This window comes from Megasphaera lornae, assembly GCF_000214495.1.
Taxonomy (GTDB): Bacteria; Bacillota; Negativicutes; order Veillonellales; family Megasphaeraceae; genus Megasphaera; species Megasphaera lornae.
This window is the reverse complement of record NZ_AFIJ01000038.1, coordinates 18848-38165: the sequence shown is the minus strand read 5'-3', so window position 1 is coordinate 38165 and position 19318 is coordinate 18848. Positions and strand designations below refer to the sequence as shown.

At 45.1% G+C, this 19318-nt stretch carries 18 protein-coding genes; 12 read left to right on the top strand and 6 right to left on the bottom strand.

Going from position 1 to position 19318, the window contains the following annotated elements; all coding sequences use genetic code 11:
- Window positions 1-178: 178 nt before the first annotated feature.
- Window positions 179-2251 (bottom strand): OPT family oligopeptide transporter, encoded by a 2073-nt coding sequence (locus HMPREF1039_RS06080; RefSeq protein WP_007391589.1) that lies wholly within the window; start codon window positions 2249-2251, stop codon window positions 179-181.
- Between the two features lie 266 nt (window positions 2252-2517).
- On the opposite strand from HMPREF1039_RS06080, the gene pepD reads away from it, so the two are divergent.
- Window positions 2518-3972 (top strand): beta-Ala-His dipeptidase, encoded by a 1455-nt coding sequence (pepD, locus tag HMPREF1039_RS06075; protein WP_007391560.1) that lies wholly within the window; start codon window positions 2518-2520, stop codon window positions 3970-3972.
- Between the two features lie 93 nt (window positions 3973-4065).
- On the opposite strand, the gene HMPREF1039_RS06070 is transcribed toward pepD, so the two are convergent.
- The 3 genes from HMPREF1039_RS06070 to HMPREF1039_RS06060 all read right to left on the bottom strand — a co-directional run bounded on the left by HMPREF1039_RS06070 (window position 4066) and on the right by HMPREF1039_RS06060 (window position 6710).
- Window positions 4066-4497, bottom strand: a complete 432-nt coding sequence (locus HMPREF1039_RS06070) for a YbaN family protein (RefSeq protein ID WP_007391553.1) — start codon at window positions 4495-4497, stop codon at window positions 4066-4068.
- A 120-nt stretch (window positions 4498-4617) separates the two neighbouring features.
- A complete protein-coding gene (locus HMPREF1039_RS06065; RefSeq protein WP_007391534.1) occupies window positions 4618-5982 on the bottom strand; it encodes an alanine/glycine:cation symporter family protein in 1365 nt (454 codons plus the stop codon).
- Between the two features lie 5 nt (window positions 5983-5987).
- A complete protein-coding gene (locus tag HMPREF1039_RS06060) occupies window positions 5988-6710 on the bottom strand; it encodes a glycerophosphodiester phosphodiesterase (RefSeq protein WP_007391583.1) in 723 nt (240 codons plus the stop codon).
- Window positions 6711-6981: 271 nt separating this feature from the next.
- On the opposite strand from HMPREF1039_RS06060, the gene gyrA reads away from it, so the two are divergent.
- The 7 genes from gyrA to sfsA all read left to right on the top strand — a co-directional run bounded on the left by gyrA (window position 6982) and on the right by sfsA (window position 14576).
- Window positions 6982-9435 carry a DNA gyrase subunit A gene (gene gyrA / locus HMPREF1039_RS06055; protein ID WP_007391528.1) on the top strand — a complete coding sequence of 818 codons (2454 nt, stop codon included), beginning with the start codon at window positions 6982-6984 and terminating at the stop codon, window positions 9433-9435.
- 128 nt (window positions 9436-9563) lie between these two features.
- Entirely contained in the window at window positions 9564-9989 is a 426-nt protein-coding gene (locus HMPREF1039_RS06050; protein ID WP_007391515.1) for a DDE-type integrase/transposase/recombinase, read from the top strand.
- Between the two features lie 60 nt (window positions 9990-10049).
- Complete coding sequence (locus HMPREF1039_RS06045) at window positions 10050-11033, top strand: minor capsid protein (protein ID WP_050789553.1); 984 nt, start codon at window positions 10050-10052, stop codon at window positions 11031-11033.
- Between the two features lies 1 nt (window position 11034).
- A complete protein-coding gene (locus HMPREF1039_RS06040) occupies window positions 11035-11235 on the top strand; it encodes a hypothetical protein (protein ID WP_007391513.1) in 201 nt (66 codons plus the stop codon).
- Between the two features lie 139 nt (window positions 11236-11374).
- Window positions 11375-11941: a phage scaffolding protein gene (locus tag HMPREF1039_RS06035; RefSeq protein WP_007391563.1), complete on the top strand. Its 567-nt coding sequence runs from the start codon at window positions 11375-11377 to the stop codon at window positions 11939-11941.
- 20 nt (window positions 11942-11961) lie between these two features.
- Window positions 11962-12603: a hypothetical protein gene (locus HMPREF1039_RS06030; RefSeq protein ID WP_007391561.1), complete on the top strand. Its 642-nt coding sequence runs from the start codon at window positions 11962-11964 to the stop codon at window positions 12601-12603.
- 833 nt (window positions 12604-13436) lie between these two features.
- A complete protein-coding gene (sfsA, locus tag HMPREF1039_RS06025; protein ID WP_007391573.1) occupies window positions 13437-14576 on the top strand; it encodes a DNA/RNA nuclease SfsA in 1140 nt (379 codons plus the stop codon).
- 53 nt (window positions 14577-14629) lie between these two features.
- Here sfsA and HMPREF1039_RS06020 read toward each other — a convergent pair whose 3' ends face one another.
- Window positions 14630-15064, bottom strand: a complete 435-nt coding sequence (locus tag HMPREF1039_RS06020; RefSeq protein ID WP_007391564.1) for a MarR family winged helix-turn-helix transcriptional regulator — start codon at window positions 15062-15064, stop codon at window positions 14630-14632.
- A 175-nt stretch (window positions 15065-15239) separates the two neighbouring features.
- On the opposite strand from HMPREF1039_RS06020, the gene HMPREF1039_RS06015 reads away from it, so the two are divergent.
- Window positions 15240-15686 (top strand): GtrA family protein, encoded by a 447-nt coding sequence (locus HMPREF1039_RS06015; protein ID WP_007391550.1) that lies wholly within the window; start codon window positions 15240-15242, stop codon window positions 15684-15686.
- Between the two features lie 59 nt (window positions 15687-15745).
- Here the strand turns inward: HMPREF1039_RS06015 and HMPREF1039_RS06010 are convergent, their stop codons facing one another.
- Entirely contained in the window at window positions 15746-16591 is an 846-nt protein-coding gene (locus tag HMPREF1039_RS06010; RefSeq protein ID WP_007391547.1) for a pyridoxamine kinase, read from the bottom strand.
- A 185-nt stretch (window positions 16592-16776) separates the two neighbouring features.
- On the opposite strand from HMPREF1039_RS06010, the gene HMPREF1039_RS08480 reads away from it, so the two are divergent.
- The 3 genes from HMPREF1039_RS08480 (at window position 16777) to HMPREF1039_RS06000 (ending at window position 19245) form a co-directional block, all read left to right on the top strand.
- Complete coding sequence (locus HMPREF1039_RS08480) at window positions 16777-16899, top strand: hypothetical protein (RefSeq protein WP_007391565.1); 123 nt, start codon at window positions 16777-16779, stop codon at window positions 16897-16899.
- A gap of 188 nt (window positions 16900-17087) precedes the next feature.
- Window positions 17088-18542, top strand: a complete 1455-nt coding sequence (locus HMPREF1039_RS06005; protein WP_007391587.1) for an aminotransferase class I/II-fold pyridoxal phosphate-dependent enzyme — start codon at window positions 17088-17090, stop codon at window positions 18540-18542.
- Window positions 18543-18546: 4 nt separating this feature from the next.
- Window positions 18547-19245 (top strand): dTMP kinase, encoded by a 699-nt coding sequence (locus HMPREF1039_RS06000; RefSeq protein WP_007391557.1) that lies wholly within the window; start codon window positions 18547-18549, stop codon window positions 19243-19245.
- The last annotated feature ends 73 nt before the right edge of the window (window positions 19246-19318 follow it).

Below are 19318 nucleotides of genomic sequence, written 5' to 3'. Positions count from 1 at the left end.
TAAAAATAAATGCAATGATTTTTTTTACCGGAGCATATAAAGGGGGCAGCCGGCGGGGATAACGCAGGCCGTAAGAAGGGGAACCGGGGGTAAAAAAAATCAGGGTTTTCGGGGCGTTTCGGAAATGGTAAAAAAAGGCATTTCTCTGTTAGAGAAATGCCTTTTTTACGTACCGGCGTTATTCCGGTTTAAATTTTGTAGCAAAAATATAACGAATGAAAATTACAATGGCGGCAATAAAGGCAATAAGCCCTAATATTTCCGCAGTTCCCGCAAAATCTTTACCGACCAACGCTAATGGATTTTCACTGCCTCCGGAAGTTACGGAAACGACAATAATAAAGGCAATGATTACACCGATAATGCTTTCGCCGACGATCATTCCAGAAGCAAAAAGAACGCCGCGATGGGTGCAGGCATCCACATCTTCCGTTTCATGTCCCGGACTGCGACGGGCTGCACGGGCACGGAGCGAACGATTGACAAAGAAGCCGATGAGGGAGCCGATAACCAGGGGAACTTCCAAGGTGGGCGGCAAATAAATTCCCATACCGACAGCCAGCGGCGGCAACATTAATGCTTTAGTATTACGCTTTAACAATTGATCGACAATAATCGCTACAATGCCGATTCCGATACCGAACAGAATATAATTCCAATCTAAGGTGGAACTGAAAATTCCTTGGGCAATGGTGGTCATTAAGGTAGCCTGCGGAGCGGCCAAGGCTTGGCCGGGATCCATAGTGGCTCGCGGCAGGGCGCCGGTAAATCCATAGGCCTGATACAATAAATTGAGTACCGGGGCAATGGCGAAAGCACCGATGACGGAACCGATAATCAATGCTACCTGTTGTTTCCACGGCGTAGCACCGACTACATAGCCGGTCTTTAAATCTTGCAGGTTGTCATTGGAAATCGCCGCAATGCTGACAATGACACTGGTAATAAAGATGGCTAAGGCTGTCGCAAATTGAGAACCGCCGGCCATATCGAATACTCCGAAGGAAGTGCTCAAGCCGAGAACGACTAAGGAGGAAACGATAATTCCTAAAATGCCGATTCCTGAAATCGGGCTGGCGGAAGTGCCGATAAGTCCTGCCATATAGCCGCAGGCGGCAGCGACAAAGAAACCCATTAAAACGGCAACTAAAATACCGACAATGACATACAGGGCAATTAGTCCTGCCGATAAGGGAAAGGCGCTGACAAAAGAATAAAAAGTAATGGCCAATCCTATGATAATCGCCAAGAAGACCAGGCCGATTGATTTGGGCGTCATGTCCAAATCGGTATGATGGAGGATACGCTTTTCGGCGGTATCATTTACCCGTAAGGATTGAATGGACATGCGAATGCCGTCGACTACCGGCTTGGCCAGGCAAATCAGTGTCCAAATGGCGGCAATCCCGATACAACCGGCGCCGATAAAGCGGACTTTATGCGCCCAAATGGAGCTTGCAAATTTAGCGGCCGTAACGCCTTGGTCGGGCGTCATGATTCCGGTTAAATACGGCACGAAAATACCCCACGCCAAAATCATTCCGACCAGAATGGCGATCCCGCTGGCAATACCGATTAAGTAGCCGGCGCCTAACAGTGCCATAGAAAAGCCGATAGGTAATTGGGTCGTAGAGGTTTTACCTAAGGAAATCCAATAACTGAATTCCGATGATAACACATGGAAGCCGTTCGCACAAAGGCTGAAAATTCCGGATAATGCCGCGCCGCCGACAATATCTTTCATTCCCGTGGCTTTTTTTTGTTGACCCTGTGCGGCCGCCGTATGGGATTCGCTGCCCACTTTCAGAATTTCTGCGGCAGCCAGGCCTTCCGGATAGGGAAGATCGCTGTTAACCACCATAGCACGGCGCAGCGGTATGGTGAATAATACGCCTAAAGACCCGCCGCAGGCGCAGAGCAATAAGGTTTCCCAAAAGGGAAATCCCTGCCAATACCCCAACATCAGCAAGCCGGGAAGAATAAAGATAATGGCCGATAACGTTCCGGCGGCAGAGGCCTGCGTTTGTACCATGTTATTTTCCAGTACATTCGAATCCTTAAACATTCTTAAAATCGCCATAGAAATTACGGCAGCCGGAATGGATGAGGAAAAGGTTAATCCCACCTTTAAGCCGAGATACACGTTCGATGCTGTAAAAATGATGGTAATCAGCATTCCCAGCAACATGCCGCGCACTGTTAATTCCGGCAGTTGCGGATAATTCACTGCCGTTTTTAACGGTGAATTCATACAAGAAAACCTCCTTACAAATAATAAAAATCCAAAGTAAAAAAACATTTGCCCATACATAGTATACAACATTTAGGCATAAAAGTCATGCTGTAGATTTATTGCCGGCGTCGATAGAAATTTTTGACGATATAATTAAACGGAAAAAACGGATAAGTATAGCGGGTTGCCGAGCGGTTCCTGTGCAAAGTGTACAAGTATGCTATAATATAATAGATAATATAGTTAAGAAAGAAAGATACATATAGGGAAGGGAAGGATGATAGATGATACAGAATAAGGAAATAATTGACGGATTTTTGAAAGAATTTGCCGGGTTGGCAAAGCATCCGCGTCCGTCGCACCATGAAAAAGAAGTGAGTGATTATATTGTGCAACGCTTCCGCGATTTGGGTATACAAGATGTGGTGCAGGATGAAGTGTATAATGTGATTGCCAATGTCCCGGCCGCGGCAGGATGTGAGAACTGGCCGCTAACGTTATTGCAGGGGCATATGGATATGGTTTGTGTGGCTAAACCGGGGGTAGCGTACGATCCGTTGACAAGTGAAATCAAGTTAATTGTGGAAGATAATATCTTGCGGGCCGACGGTACCAGTTTGGGAGCCGATGACGGCGTGGCGGAAGCGATGATTTTTTATGTTTTGCAGCAAGATGTAAAACACGGCCCTTTGCGCATTATTTTTACGGTGGATGAAGAAATGGGCATGACCGGGGCGAAGCATTTGGATGCCGCGTATGTGCAGGATGTAAAATATGTTATTAATTGTGATTCGGAAGATATCAATATTATTTGTGTGAGCTCCGCCGGCAGTGTCCATACCGATTTTCGGCGCAATATTCAATGGCAGGCGCCGCATAGCAGCAAAGCTGTAAAAATCACGTTAAAAGGATTGCGCGGCGGGCATTCAGGGGAAACGATTAATGAGGGAAAAGGAAATGCCGTTACCGGGTTGGCAGGTATTTTGCTGCAACTTCAGCAGGGGGGAATCGCCTATGGCCTGGCATCTATTGCAGGGGGGACGGCGCCGAATGCTATTCCGTCACAAGCGGAAGCGGTGATCAATGTGACGGCGGATGATGTGGAAAAGGTGCGGATGATTGCAGAGAAAGCAAAACAGGAATTTACGGCGGTTTATGGCGACGTAGAAAAAAATGTGCAAGTGACCGTGACAGAGGTCCCCATTCCTTCGCGTGTCGTTGCGGATGCCGATGCGAAGGCGGTGGTACAATTATTAACCGTTTTGCACGTCGGCGTGTTTGCGATGAACCGGACGTTGCCTACGTTGCCGGATCTTTCGGCGAATATCGGCAGTGTGCAGATGAAAGATAATGTGTTGGCGGTTCATTATTTTCCGCGGGCTTCTTCGGATGCAAGATTAAGAGAGCTGATGCGAAGCTTGCCGGTGTTTGCAGAGTTAACCGGATTTACGGTGGATATAGCGGAACCGGCGCCGGCATGGAATCGTAAAGCGGAAAGTGCGTTGTTGCCGTTAATTGCGGAAGAATATGAACGGGAAAACGGTAAAGCGCCGAAAGTGGAAGCGATTCACGGCGGATTGGAAACGGGATATTTTTATGCGTTGAATCCGAAGTTGGACATTGTGTCTATCGGACCGGCCACGCATGATATTCACAGTCCGTATGAATCGGTGGAATTGGATTCCGTCGCTTCGTTGACTCGAATTTTGATGCGCACGTTAGCAAAATTAAAGCAGTAAGGAAGGCGTATTTGTTACTCGGACCGGAGTCCTGAAAGGTCCGCTAAAAAAGAGAAAGCCTGCCCGCTTATGAGCGGCAGGCTTTCTCTTTTTTTATAGTCGGCGGCTTTTTTCGGCGAGCCCGGCAGCAGACGGTTCTGTTTTTAAAATGAAAAAGAAATAAATAATATGGTTTATCCAAACGATTCCCAAGATAATAAGTCCCCAAATCCGGGTACGCATATAGAAGGCGCCGAGCAGCATAAGAAGGGTAACGACCGTCACGATGCGGTATTTGGCTCGACGGGGCATGGTGCGGTTTTTTACAAAGGACTCGACATGGCGCCGATATAACTGCGTGCGGCAAAATCGGGCATGGAGTTTCGGGGAGCTGCGACTGAAACAAAATAAGGTAAGCATATAAAAAGGAACGGTAGGTAAAACGGGCAGGACAATACCTGCGGTTCCCAAGATAAAACTGATACAGCCCGTCAGCAGCCAAAGGTATCGTATAGGGGTATACGCGGTCGGTTTCGGTGTCGACATACAGGATCCTCCGTAAGATATATATTGGTATTATGATACTCTGTCTTAGTATAGCATACGGCAACGGGGGGATGTCAAAAAAGACGTTCTGCAAAGCAGAACGTCTTTTGGAGGCGACAATTATTTTTTGGCACTTTTATAATATTGCGGATTGTTGAAATATTCTTTGGTTTTTTCACGAACTTTAGGAAAGAGAATGAGCAAGGCGATCATGTTGGGAATGATGACTAACCCCATTGCCAAGTCCTGAATACTCCAAACCAGATTAATTTTGGCCGTAGCACCTATAATACAAAGAATCGGGAAAATATATTTTACTTTTTCCGTTACTTTCGGTCCGAACGCATAGGTGAAACTTTTCGCCGCATTCCACCATTGCCCCATGAGGGTAGTGAAACAAAAGATAAGCAAGGCGAAAGTGCCGGCGTGTTTTAACGGTGCCCAAACGGTGCCGAAGGATTCCAAAGCCATTACGGTGGCGGATTTATCGGTTAAATTCATACCGGTTACGCCGATTACCAGAGCGGTAATGGTACAAATTACAATGGTGTCGACAAATACTTCGGTAACCCCGGTAATGCCTTCATCTACAGGATGGGGAACAATGGAACTGCCGTGTGCAAAAGGGGCCGTACCTTCACCGGCTTCATTGGAGTACATACCGCGGGTAATCCCGTATTGCATAGCCGTGAAAATAGCGTAGCCGCCGGCTCCGCCGGCAGCGGCATGGAAGGACCAGGCCTGGCGGAAGATTTCTTCAAAAACATGCGGTACGGTTTGAATATTGAGAAGGATGACTAAAAGACCGATTACTACATAGAATACAGACATGATAGGAACCAAATTCATGGCAATATTGGCCAATCGTTTTAAACCGCCCAGGGTAATGGCCAAGAGGCAAAGGATTAAAACAATTCCCGTGCCGGTGGTAGAAATCCCGTAATTGGACTGAAGAATACCGGAGATAGTATTGGATTGTACTAAATTGGCGCCCATCATTTTTATACACATCAAGACGGCAATGACGATGCCCAACCATGGCAGTTTTAAGCCGTCGCGAATGTAATACATGGGACCGCTTAAAATCTTTCCGTCGGCATCGTGACCGCGATGAATTTGAGAAAGAACGATTTCGCCATATTTTAAAGCCATACCGAAAAACGCGGCAAACCACATCCAAAAGACCGCTCCCATTCCGCCGGAGACAATGGCGGTTGCCACGCCGACGACATTACCGCCGCCGACATTTCCGGCTAAGGTGACCATCATGGCTTTAAATGTGGAAATAGAGCCGTTTCCCTTATCTTCGTGGCGGGTTTGAAAGGAATGGATCAGGGTTTTTTTAATGATAAAAGGGAAATAGCGGATTTGAATAAATCCATTAGCCAGGGTGTAGAGAATGCCTAAAGAAAGCAGGACGTATACTAACCATTTTCCCCACAAATACGAATTAATCAATACAACCAGATGTTCCAAAGCATCCATAAAAGTTATCCTCCTTGTATAATGCGACGAACCATATCGGGATAGTTGGTAATGACGCAATCAATGCCCTGTTGTAATAATTTTCGGACCGCTTCTTCGTCATTAACCGTGAATGTATTGATGCGGATTCCTTGACGTTTGATTTCGGCAACGGTGTCATCCGTCAGGCTTCCGTAAAGCGGGTGATAGCAGGCTACGCCTAAGTCTCGTGTGTATTTGCCGGGGTTAATTAACCAAGACTCGGTGAGCAGCCCGTATGTGAGTTGCGGTGCCAGTTGTTTCATACGTAAAATACTGGCATGATTGAAACTGGAAATAATGACTTGGTCTTGCAGTTGAAATTCCTGCAAGACCTGCCATACTTCGGCTTCTATGCCGGGATAATCGTACACCCCGTTTTTTAATTCTATATTGGTAAGTAAATCGGTTTGTTTAACCCAGTGACAATATTCGCGAAAGGTAGGAATAGATACAGGAGGAAGGGTATCCGCATAGGTCCCGGCAGCATTCAGCTGCTGTATATCGGACAAGGTGAAATCACGAACAAAACCGGTGCCGTCGGTGGTTCGATCTACACGTTCATCGTGAATGATTACCAACCGGTTATCACGCGTGAGCTGTACATCCAACTCTATGCCGTCGGCACCGCTTTCGAGTGCTTTTTGAAAAGCCAACATGGTATTTTCCGGATATTTGCCGCTAAAACCGCGATGGGCAAAATTCAACATTGTATCAATCTCCTTTATACATGCATTCTCTTTACGTATCTTATTATATCATAAACAGAGGGCTCATTAAAGAAAAAAGCATAAAAAAAACAATAAATTTTTTGCTGTTTTACAGGTAAATTGACATAGTCTTGCAAAAAATAATGCGAATAAACCTAAAATATATAAGGATTTTATAAAGATCTATCAAAATCATGTGAAATTTGTTATAATACAATATATGCCTTTAACAGAATAGGGTAGAAAAAGTAATGTTTTATGAGGTGACATTGTGGACGAACAACATTCTGATAAAGTTTTACCGGTTTGTTTGGAAAATGAAATGCAAACGTCGTATATTGATTATGCGATGAGCGTAATTATTACGCGTGCCCTGCCTGATGTGCGTGACGGTTTAAAACCGGTTCATCGACGTATTTTATATGCCATGCATGAAGCCGGCATGACGCCGAATAAACCGTACAAAAAATCGGCACGTATTGTCGGGGAAGTATTGGGGAAATATCATCCTCACGGCGACAGTTCCGTATATTATGCGACCGTGCGGTTGGCACAGGATTTTTCAACTCGCTATCCGTTAGTGGACGGACACGGCAATTTCGGTTCGGTTGACGGCGATTCGGCAGCGGCTATGCGGTATACGGAAGTTCGTATGGCTAAAATTACCGGGGAAATGTTGGCCGATATTGATAAAGAAACGGTTGATTTTATGCCCAACTATGACGGGTCGTTGCAAGAACCGACGGTGTTGCCGTCCAAGATTCCGAATTTGTTGGTGAACGGTTCGGCCGGTATTGCCGTCGGGATGGCGACCAATATTCCGCCGCATAATTTGGGAGAAGTGGTTGACGGTTGCGTGACTTTAATTGATAAACCGGATGCTTCCCTGGAAGAAATCATGACGAAGATTAAAGGACCCGATTTTCCGACAGGGGCCAAGATTATGGGACGGGAAGGTATTCTCAAAGCCTATGCGACAGGGCGCGGCAGTGTAAAAATGCGTTCCTGCGTCGCTGTCGAACCGATGACGAAGGGCAAGAATCGCATTGTCGTGACGGAGATTCCGTATCAGGTGAATAAAGCGCGGGTCATCGAATCGATTGCCGAGTTGACGCGAAATAGGGAAATTGACGGTATTACGGCGTTGCGCGACGAGTCGGATCGCAAGGGATTACGGATTGTTATTGAATTGCGGGCGGATGTAAATCCGGACATTATTCTGAATAAATTATATAAACATACGCAATTGCAAGAAACGTTCGGGATTATTATGCTGGCGTTGGTGGACGGACATCCGCGGGTGTTATCGTTATTGCAAGTGTTGCAGTATTACTTGGGGCATCAACGACAGGTGATCACCCGCCGTTGTCGGTTTGAATTGGATAAAGCGTTGGCGCGGGCTCATATTTTAGAGGGCCTGTTGATTGCGCTGGATCATATTGATGAAGTTATCCGCACCATTCGCGAATCGGCAACGGATGAAACGGCCAAAACTTCGTTAATGACGGCGTTCGGACTGACGGATAAACAAGCGGTGGCAATTTTGGACATGCGTTTGCGGCGCTTGACCGGATTGGAACGGGAAAAAATTGAAGAAGAATACCGGGAACTGGAAGAACGAATTGCGTATTTGCGAAGTGTATTGGCGGACGACCGGAAGGTAATGGAAATCGTTAAAACGGAATTATTGGAAGCGAAAAAACGGTTCGGAGATGTACGGCGTACGCAATTGGCGGCGGATACATCGGAATTGGGTGTAGAAGATATGATTCCCGATGAACGTATGGTATTAACCTTGACACGTCGGGGCTATATGAAACGAATCAATGCGAATGTATATCATACGCAAAATAAAGGCGGTCGCGGTATTAAGGGCATGGGTACCAAAGATGAAGATGCGGTGAATCATTTGTTATATACCTCGGCTTTACATACGGTCCTATTCTTTACGAACTTCGGTCGGGTCTATCGATTAAAAGCATATGAAATTCCGGAAGCGAACAGTCGCAATTCCAAAGGCATTGCGGCCATTAATATATTACCGCTGTCAACGGGGGAAAAAGTCAATGCCTTGATTGATTTGGATCAGGCGGATCCGTCAATGAATTTATTTATGGCCACGGAAAACGGGTTGGTCAAGAAAACGGAGTTGGCGGAATTTAAAAATGTGCGGCGTAACGGGTTAATCGCTATATCTCTCATAGAAGGGGACCATTTGGCTAAAGTACGTTTGACCAACGGTAAACAACGAATCATTTTAGCAACGAAACTGGGAATGGCCATATGCTTTAACGAAAGCGATGTTCGTCCTATGGGCAGAAATACACGCGGTGTGCGCGGTATTTCTTTGGCTCCCGGCGATCGGGTTATCGGTGCCGATGTCTTGGCTCCGGATTGTCAAGTATTGACGGTAAGTGAAGAAGGTTTCGGAAAACGAAATAATATGGATGCGTATAAGATTCAATTACGCGGCGGTAAGGGCGCCAAGAATTTTAAAATTACGCCTAAAACGGGAGTTATTGTCGGTGTGGAAGTGGTCAGAGAAGATCAAGAATTAATGCTCATTACGACGAACGGCATTGTAATTCGTACGGATATTGAAAGTATCGGGATAAAAAAAGGCCGGAATACATCGGGAGTTAAAATTCAAAAATTAGAAGGCGATGATAAGGTGGCCGCTTTAGATACGATTACGGTGGACGGTGAAGAACGAGAAGCGGAATAAACCGATAAATACAGGGAAAAAAGAATACTCTGTCGGAGAGTTATTCGACATACCGAAAAGGCGCTGCAGAAAGCAGCGCCTTTTACGTTAAGCCGAACCCGGGCGATACAGTGTACAGCAGGAAACGAGTGCTAAAAATCGTAAAAGAAAAGAGTACCTATGAAACGGGTAAATATCTAATGGAACTTGAGGAAAAAATGGGATTTCCCATTCGAATGATTCAGGTAGACAATGGCTATGAATTTGTAAATGATGATGATCGAACCGCTAAGGATAGTGCCTTTGAAAAGATAGCTAAAGTATTACATATGGAATTAAGAAGGACCGGACCGTACTCCCCGTGGCAGAATGGTAACGTTGAACGAAGTCATAGAGAAGATGTAAAAATTCTTTATGGAAGAAAAGTCGTTACAAGCGAACAAGAACTGATAAGACAAGCAGCAAAACATGAATCCGGATATAATAAAACCGCGAAGACCGGTCTTACTTTCAAAAATCTTAACCAAGTTGTGTCGGAATACTTCTCAACGTGTAACCTATGTGTTGATAACTAAGAGTTAGATAAGGCATCTATCCGTGTGCGACTTGACCGAAGTCAGGAATTATATATCAAGATGGCGCGGTATGTCGAAGAGCTGGCAAAATCACAAAATCTGAACATGCGTAATTTGCTTTCTATTGTGTATGAAGATAGCGTTTACAAAACGGCATATGAAACGCAGAAATTGAGAGGAGAGTTTTCTACATTTAGAGAGGTGGCAAAGCGGGATATAGAAACCGCCATATCTAAACCGTGGGCGACAGACGGAAAAGACTTTTCAACTCGTATATGGGAAAATAAAGCACAACTTATAAATACACTACAGACAGAAATGACGCGTTCTTTCATGATTGGCGAAGGAGCTGCGCCGCTAATTAACAGAATACAGAAAAGATTCAACGTATCATTCAGCAATGCCCGCCGGTTAGTAGAAACGGAGACAGCCTATGTACAGGAAAAAGGAATGCTGGATACATACGAAGCACTTGATGTAGAGCAATATCAGATACTTGCCGTGCTTGACATGAAAACATCAGATATTTGCCGACATTTAGATAAAAAGGTATTTGATAAGAAAGACGCCAAGCCGGGAATTACCGCGCCGCCATTTCATTGCTACTGCCGTTCTACGACGACTCCGTATATTGACGGTATTACGGACGGCACAGGTGATACGAGAGCGGCAAGGGATCCGGTAACAGGAAAAACAGTATTCGTTGAAAGTGATTTGAGCTATGAGGAGTGGTATAATAAATATGTAAAGAATACCGATACCGGTGCGTTAATCGGGTTAAAAACCAGTAACGGAATTACTATTGCTAAGCTGTCTAAGCACCAGCAGGAAAGGGCAGATATCCGCAATCTTGATTTAGATGGTATTAGAGACGCATTGATAAATCCGCTGCATATTGGAGAGGTAGTAGTAAAAGAAAATGGAAACTCGCAGAGATTTATCGGTGAAACTACAACTGTTAATATAAATCCTGACACGGGAGTTGTTATTACATCGTGGCCGACAGGTAAATCTCGCCTAAAAAAATATAAGAAAGGGAAATAAAATGATTCTACAGTATGAGTTTACTGAAAAAGAAAAAATATTCTTGAAAAAAATGAATTTCAGTTTTTCTGATGAAATGGAAGATGAGAAAGCCGCGGATTTAGTGGATGCTATTGCTGATAATATACAAGGGCTAAATGAAGATAACAGAAACATTGCCGAGGATATTATCACCAAGATTACTACTCATCCGGATTGGTAGAAAATAGAAAATAACATATGTGTTAAAAAGCACTCATTAAGAGTGCTTTTTTATTGCCTTTTCCGTACCGTAGGCGTAAAAGAACGGGAATTTCCGGTGTGGGGGATAAACCACGATAAAAAGTCGAAAGGAGATACACATGACAAAAGAAGAGTTAAAGGCGTTGGGGCTGACTGACGAACAGGTGTCTAAAATTACCGAGGATTATGGCAAGAATTATGTTTCCAAATCACAGTTTAACGAAAAGAACGAGGCTTTGAAAAATGCTGAAAAAGAAAAGGGGGAATTAACAAAACAAATTGAGGGCTTGAAAAAGAACAATGACAGCAATGCGGATCTTAAGAAACAAATTGAAGCAATGCAGGAAGCCGCTAAGGCTATGGAAACGGAACACGCTACACAGCTTGCACAGATGAAGCTTGATGCGGCAGTAGAACATTCCTTAACCGTAGCAAAAGCAAAAAACATTAAGGCCGCACGTGCTTTATTGGATTTAAAAGACGCAAAGCCGGATGAAAAAGGAGAAGTTATCGGACTTTCCGACAAGATTAAAGAGCTGCAGAAGTCGGATGCCTATCTGTTTGAAAGCAATGACGGACAGAAAAAAGAGGTAGGCGGGGTTCATCCCGGGGCAGGCTCCGACAATAATGGTACTGCGGCAAAACTGACTGTACAACAACAGTTTGAACGAGCTTTAGGTATTTAAAAATAAAAGGAGAATAAATAATGGCAATTAATACTTTAGAAATGGCAACACTTTTTCAACAATCTTTAGATAAACAGATGCTGGTAGGAGCTACTTCCGGTTGGATGGAAGCAAATGCAACTCAAGTTAAATATAATGGCGGAGATACTGTAAGAATGCCTGAAATTTCTACGTCGGGGCTTGCAAAGTATGACCGTGATAAGGGATTCAATCAAGGGGCGGTAACCTTGAAATATGAAGATTATAAACTCACACAAGACAGAGGGCGCACATTTCACTTAGATGCAATGGATGTGGATGAATCGAATTTTATTGCGGCCGCAGGGAATGTCATGGGGGAATTTCAGAGAGTACAGGTAGTTCCGGAAGTAGATGCGTATCGCTACTCTAAAATTGCGGAACTTGCAAAAAAGGTAGAGCATACGACGGAAGCGGAACCGGCAAAAACTACAATTCTTGAAATGCTCGATGATGAAATTACAAAAATTCAGGATGTTATCGGAGAAAATTCAGGGCTTGTTATTGTAATGTCTACTCCTGTTCGTACGATTTTGAATAATGCAAAAGATATTCAGAAGTATTTTGAGCGAAGTCATAGAGAAGATGGAAACATTCTTTATGGAAGAAAAGTCTTTACAAGTGAACAAGAACTGATAAGATAAGTAGCAAAACATGAAGCCGGATATAATAAAACCGTGAAGACCGGTCTTAATTTCAAAAATCCCAACCAAGTTGTGTCGGAATACTTCTCAACGTGTAACATATGTGTTGACAACTAAACCGGCGCGATACAGTGTAAAAAATTACATTCTTGCTATTTAGAAACAAACATGGTATTATAAGTTCTGTTTTTTTAGGGTGAATACGTAAGGGGTGTATGCGAAAAGAGAAGGGCGAACCGGTTTGCAGTGCGGGTCGGGAGATGTTCGGCGTAGCCGTCGGCGGCAGCGCTTTCAGACAGGGAAAAGCGGCTGCTTATTAAAGAAAATTATGATTTTCTATAAATAAATATTATTAGCACTCTCTTGACAAGAGTGCTAAAGAAGAGTATGCTGTACATGTAATCAGGAAAGAGCATATATACATATTCACCCTTTCCTGTGAATATAAATTGATAGAATAGTCGGCAAACATATATGGGCTTTATAAAAAGTCGCTATGTATGTTTTCCTGAATACGAACTGCCGGACTTTTCCTACAGTAACTTATGCGTATCCGTATAGATACATGCAGAGCGTCGACCGGTATTAACGAAAACAGTGTGTTCCCTATTCAGCGCTGCAAGAGCGGGTATCGTCGCGAAAAGGTACGGGAAGTCCCGGGATTTTAACGGCCGTTCAGTTATTGCCGTATAGAATCCGGGCGGCATGGAGCTACTTAGTCCGGTAGATTCTTTTCTATCCTCCTAATCCTCATTTCCCCTTTTAGCTGTCGTACTTTATTTTTAAAGTACGACAGTTTTTTTTATGGTATACTGAACTGGAGGTGAACGAAGATGCAGGAAACGTCGGAGGTGAAAGTCGGGATTTTTTTAAATCGTCCGAATCGATTTCTTTGTGAAGTGGAAATTGACGGTACAATCGAATGTTGTCATTTGCCGAATCCCGGCCGTATGTGGGAGTTGTTGTTTCCTCGAGTACGGATGTATGTACGTCGCAGCGGACAAAAAAATCGGCGCACTGCGTATGATGTTATCGGGGTGGAAAGAGAGGGCATACCGATTTTATTAGATACGCAATATACGAATGAGGTGGCGGCCCGGTTAATTCAGGAAAAAAAGATTCCCGCCTGGAAAGATTGGCAGGTTCTTCGGCGGGAAGTGGCGGTAGGACACAGTCGCTTTGATTTGCTGTTGGGACGGGGACCGGAAAGGTTTTATGTGGAAGTTAAATCGTGTACGCTTTTCGGGCGTCACGGCGCGATGTTTCCCGATGCGGTAACGGAAAGAGGAAAAAAGCATCTGCTTACGTTGGCCGCTATGCGGGAGGAGGGGATCCGTACGGGAATTTTATTTTTAGTACAATGGGATCGGGCTCGTTGGTTTTTACCGGACTATCATACGGATCCGGCGTTTGCTTCCGTGTTTTTTAACGTGGCCCCGAGGTTGGATTGGCAAGCTTTTTCCGTGCACTGGACGCCGACGTTTCAAATGCCCGAACCGGCAGGACCGCTGTTTTATCCGGCGCAGGTGTTGGACAAAGAAAATCATGACAGCGGCGTATATTTGGTGATTTTACAAGTGGAACGTTCGATTCGGATAGAAATCGGCGCCATGGGAGAACGTATATTTCCTGCCGGATATTATGTGTACATCGGTTCGGCTAAGAAACATTTAACCGCCCGCTTGGAACGCCATAAACGGTTACGAAAAAAAATGCATTGGCATATTGATTATTTGCGGCAGCAGGCGAAGGTGACGGCAACCGTTCCCATTCGTACGAGCGCACCGCTTGAACATTCATTGGCGGCAGCAGTACAGGCTGTCAGTGAGGGAAGTGTCCCCGGATTCGGGTGTACCGATTGTTCCTGCCGCAGTCATTTGTTTATGTTTTCGCAGAATCCTTTACAACAGCGGGATTTTGTACAAGTTATAGAAGATTTTCGGATTAATCGCTTGGAGGCGCTTATTGAGTAACGCCGCAAAAAAAGACTCTGTCCGGAGGGGAGCAGAGTCGTCGGCGTCAGGCATTACATAGTGTCTATAGAAACCCCTTTAATGCGACGTAATAAATTAAAGAGTTGCACTTGTTCTTGTGCCGTCAGATCTTGTAATACTTGTTGATTTAATTGTTCCACTTCTTGTAGCAGCGGTTCTTTTAAGGCCATTCCTTTGGCAGTGGCTTTTACATGGATGCTGCGCCGATTTTCAGGATTCAGAATACGGGTTACCAGGCCTTGTTTTTGCATGCGATCCAATACGCCGGAAATGGTGGAATTTTCTACATGGAGAGCACCGGCGATTTCTTTTGGTGTAATGCCGCCTTGACTCTCCCACAGACAGGCTAAGACCCCGTATTGTCCCGGTGTAATCCCGAATTTACTGAGGGTTTCTGAAAACGTGAGAAAAACTTCGTGTTGTGCGATGGTGAGTACAAAATTGATACAATGCGTATAAGTTGCCATAATAATCTCCTTTCCGCATAAAATTAAAAAACAATTCGCATTACAAATTAATTACAGTGTACCATATTTCACAAACACTTTCTATACTATGCGGAAAAAATGTGAAAAAAATATGGAACCGAACCTTCTGTCGGCAGGCGGAATATAGATGATACGTGGAGGAAGCATAACGATAATGAAAGAAAAGAAAATTTTAGGATTTACGTATACCCATAATGAAAAAGTGAAATTTATATTGTATTTAGTAGTGGGCGGAACGGCGGCGCTGGTGGAGTGGGGATTGTTTTATCTGTTTTTATCTATTTTTTCCGGCATTAAGCGGGAAGCGTTTACCGGTACGGTATTGGCGGCTACGGCCTTAGCTTTTGCCATTGCTACATTATATCATTATTTTTTGGGGAATGTGTTCGTCTTTGAACAAGGCAGTCGACATGAACGCGGCGCGGAAGTTTCTTTGGTTTTTTTAGTCAGTACGATCGGCTTACTCGGTAATTTAGTGTTAATGTGGATATTTACGTCTCCCCGTATTTTGGGATTGCCGCCGTTTTATTCCAAAGTTTTGGCCAGTGCCGTGGTGACTGTATGGAATTATGGATCAAGAAAAAAATGGATCTTTAAGTAAGGGAGAACGCACGGTAAAAAGAAAGAAGACGGTCCGACAAGTGACGGTCTTCTTTCTTTTTAGTTCTGTTGTTGTAATCCCCGGAGATAGGATAAACAGGGCTCCAATTGGACGCCTTCCCGAGAGTCGGTACCCGCTTTGTAGGTATAGTTTATGGCATAGCTTACAAAATCCGCCGCCCACCGGATGGTTGCGGACAGAGACTTATTTTGCAATAAGGCACCGGTGACGACGCTCGTAAAAATATCACCGGTTCCGCATGTAGCGAAGGGAATGCGCGGGATTACATATTCATCGTAAATCATCGTGCGGGCATTATAACATACGACTTTCAGTTTGTCGTGATCACAGGGAACACTGGTAATAATTACTTGTGAGGGGCCTAAGGTCGTCAAATCTTTACATAACCGCTGTATTTTTTTAGTAGTAGGGGCTTGCGGGGTGTAAGGCTCATTTAACAGCATAGTGGCTTCCGTATAATTGGGCGTAATCACGTCGGCTTTCTGTACCAAAGTACGCATAGAAGTTACAATTTTACCTGTAAAAACCGGATATAATTTTCCGTCATCGGCCATTGCCGGATCGACGATAATGACCGTATCTGTTCGGTGAAAACGATTAATGGCCTCTATAACCAGCGAAATTTGTTCGGCATTTCCTAAAAAACCGCTATATACCGCATCGTAGGTATAGCCTAATTTTTGCCATTGTGCCATAAATTGCGGCATATCAGGTGTACAGTCGGTACACGTGAAGGTTCCGTAGGTTAAATTATTACTGAACAGCGCGGTAGGAAACGGACATACTTGTATTCCCATGGCAGAAATAACCGGAATGGCGGCGGTTAAGGAACAACGACCGAAGGAGCAAAGATCATGAATAGCGAGAACACGTTTGGTGGACATACTGACTACCTCCTAATAGTAACTGTATATTTATTTTACTGAAGTTTACTGCAAACGTAAACAGGACAGATGAGAGAGATTCTGTATCGTGTGAGACAAAAGAAATCGTATAATATAAGAAATATAGGAAAAATCTATACATACGGAAGCCATTTTCGGTTCACTAAGGGGTTGAAGCTGTACAGATGATACGGGTTCAAGGCGACGGCCGGCAACAGGTATGCAGTGTAAGACAGAAGCCGGGTCGCTTATTATTGGACGGCTTGAGCCGGTGTATAGGCTGCGGCTCGGCAGACAGTCGGGGATGATACGGTATAATCGGCACTCGTTTTTTAGATACGGTATAGTGTATGCGGCGCAGATTCATGCGAAAAAAGGGTAGGAAACAAGGATTTTTTTTCCCCTATTTGCAGAGATTGCAGCTTGCAGGGAGTATGCTATAATAAAAAAAATTTATATGCCCGCCATACAAAAAGGCAGTGGAAAGGAATGGATAATGGACAAAATAAAACAGCAACAAAAACCTTTTGTAGATGCATTGGAAGAATATTGCCGGTTACAAATGATACCGTTTCATACGCCCGGACATAAAGGAGGCAGACAAGCTTCCGCCTATCAACGTACCCTATTCGGGGAGGCGTTGCGCAGAGATCTGGGGCTCATGTATGCGTTGGATAATTTATTTCAGCCTGTCGGTCCTTTGCAGGAGGCCATGGCCTTGGCGGCCGACTTATATGGGGCGGGGAAAAGTTTTTTTTCCGTTAATGGTACTACGGCTTGTAATGAAGCGATGATTATGGCCGTATGTCACGAGGGAGAGGAGATTATTATTCCGCGTGAGGCGCATCGAAGCGTGCTCGGCGGGATTGTGCTCAGCGGGGCCATGCCCGTATATTTACCGAGTCGGTTTGCTTCTGAAGAACAAGTGTCGTTAGGTCCGACCCCGGCGGCGGTAATGCGGACGATACAGGCGCATCCTCGGGCCAAAGCGGTGTTGCTGACGTATCCCACGTACGAGGGAATTGCCATTGATTTGGCACCTATGATACACTATGCACATGAGCGCGGGCTGTACGTGTTGGTGGATGAAGCACACGGCGCTCATTTGCCGTTCCATCCGGATTTACCGGCATCTGCGTTGGCTTGCGGTGCGGATTGTGCGGCCCAAAGTACACACAAGCTTACCGGTTCTCTGACACAAACGTCAATGCTGCATTGTCGGGCTGATTTTCCCCGGTTGACGCAAGTAACGGCGGCTATGTCTTTCGTGCAATCGACCAGTCCGAATTACTGGCTCCTGGCTTCGCTGGATAGTGCCCGACACCAATTAGCAACGGCAGGACCGGCGTTAATCGGTAAAGCCGTACAGTTGGCGCGACAAGTGAGAAGTGAAATTAACGGTATACAGGGGTTGCATTCGTTCGGAAGAGAAATTCTGCAATATGAGGGGCTTTCCGGCTTGGATGAAACAAAAATTTGCATTGATTTTTCCGGCGTCGGATTAAGCGGCGGAGAAGCGGAAAAACAATTACGGGCACAAGGCATAGAAGTGGAGCTGACTGCCGGTAATCATGTGTTGGCGTTACTTACTATGGGGGATGACGAACATACGGCGGCAGCCTTAGTACAGGCTTGTCGGCGTATTGCGGAAAAGCCCGGCGGTCAGCCGACCGCCGTTTATCGGGAGCTGCCGTTGCCCGTACCGGTGGTGGTGCAAACGCCGCGACAGGCGTGGCGGGGGACCAAAGAACGCGTTCCTTTAAAGAAGGCCGTGGGGCGTATTGTCGGGGAAACGATTACTTTTTATCCGCCGGGGATTCCGGTGATTGCGCCGGGAGAACGCTTGACCGGCGAATGCGTTCGCTATATACAAGAAAAAATGAACCGGCAGTATGTGCCGAACGGCGCTTCGGATATAACGCTGCAGACGATTTTGGCAGTAAAGGAGTAAAAGCATGAAGGGAAAGTTGATTGTAATTGAAGGTGGGGACGGCAGCGGTAAAGCGACACAAGCGGACTTATTGTATCGCCGGTTGAACCGGGAAGGAAAACCCGTATATAAGGTGACGTTTCCGGATTATGACAGTCCGTCCAGTATGTTGGTTAAGATGTACTTACAAGGGCAATTCGGCAAGCAGGCCGACAGTGTGAATCCATATGCGGCTTCTACTTTTTATGCGGTCGATCGCTTTGCTTCTTATCAAATGAAATGGAAAACGTTGTTGGCACAGGGGTACATTATTATTGCCGATCGGTACACGACCAGTAATATGCTGTATCAAATGATTAAAATTTCCGCACCTGCAGCCCGACAGACGTATTTGGATTGGTTGTGGGACTTTGAATTTATAAAGATGGGGCTGCCTATACCGGATATTGTCATTTTATTGGATGTACCGTTAGCGGTTACGGAAACCTTGATGGCCGCCAGACAGGGAAAAACAGGCGGGGAAACCGGCGATATTCATGAGAAAAATCGAGCTTTTTTGCAACAATGTCATGCGGCTTATGAGGAGTTGGCTCATATGTACGGCTGGCGACGGGTCGCGTGTACGACACAGGGAAAAATGCGTTCGCCTCAGTCCATACAAGAAGAGGTATATACGGTGGTAGCGACTGCTTTATTTGATAACCGGGAAGGGTATTCAATATAGTGGCCGGTAGGTGTTGCGTTGTAGATATACTGTAAAAATAGTATGTGCAGTATTGTTGAAATGATGGTAAATC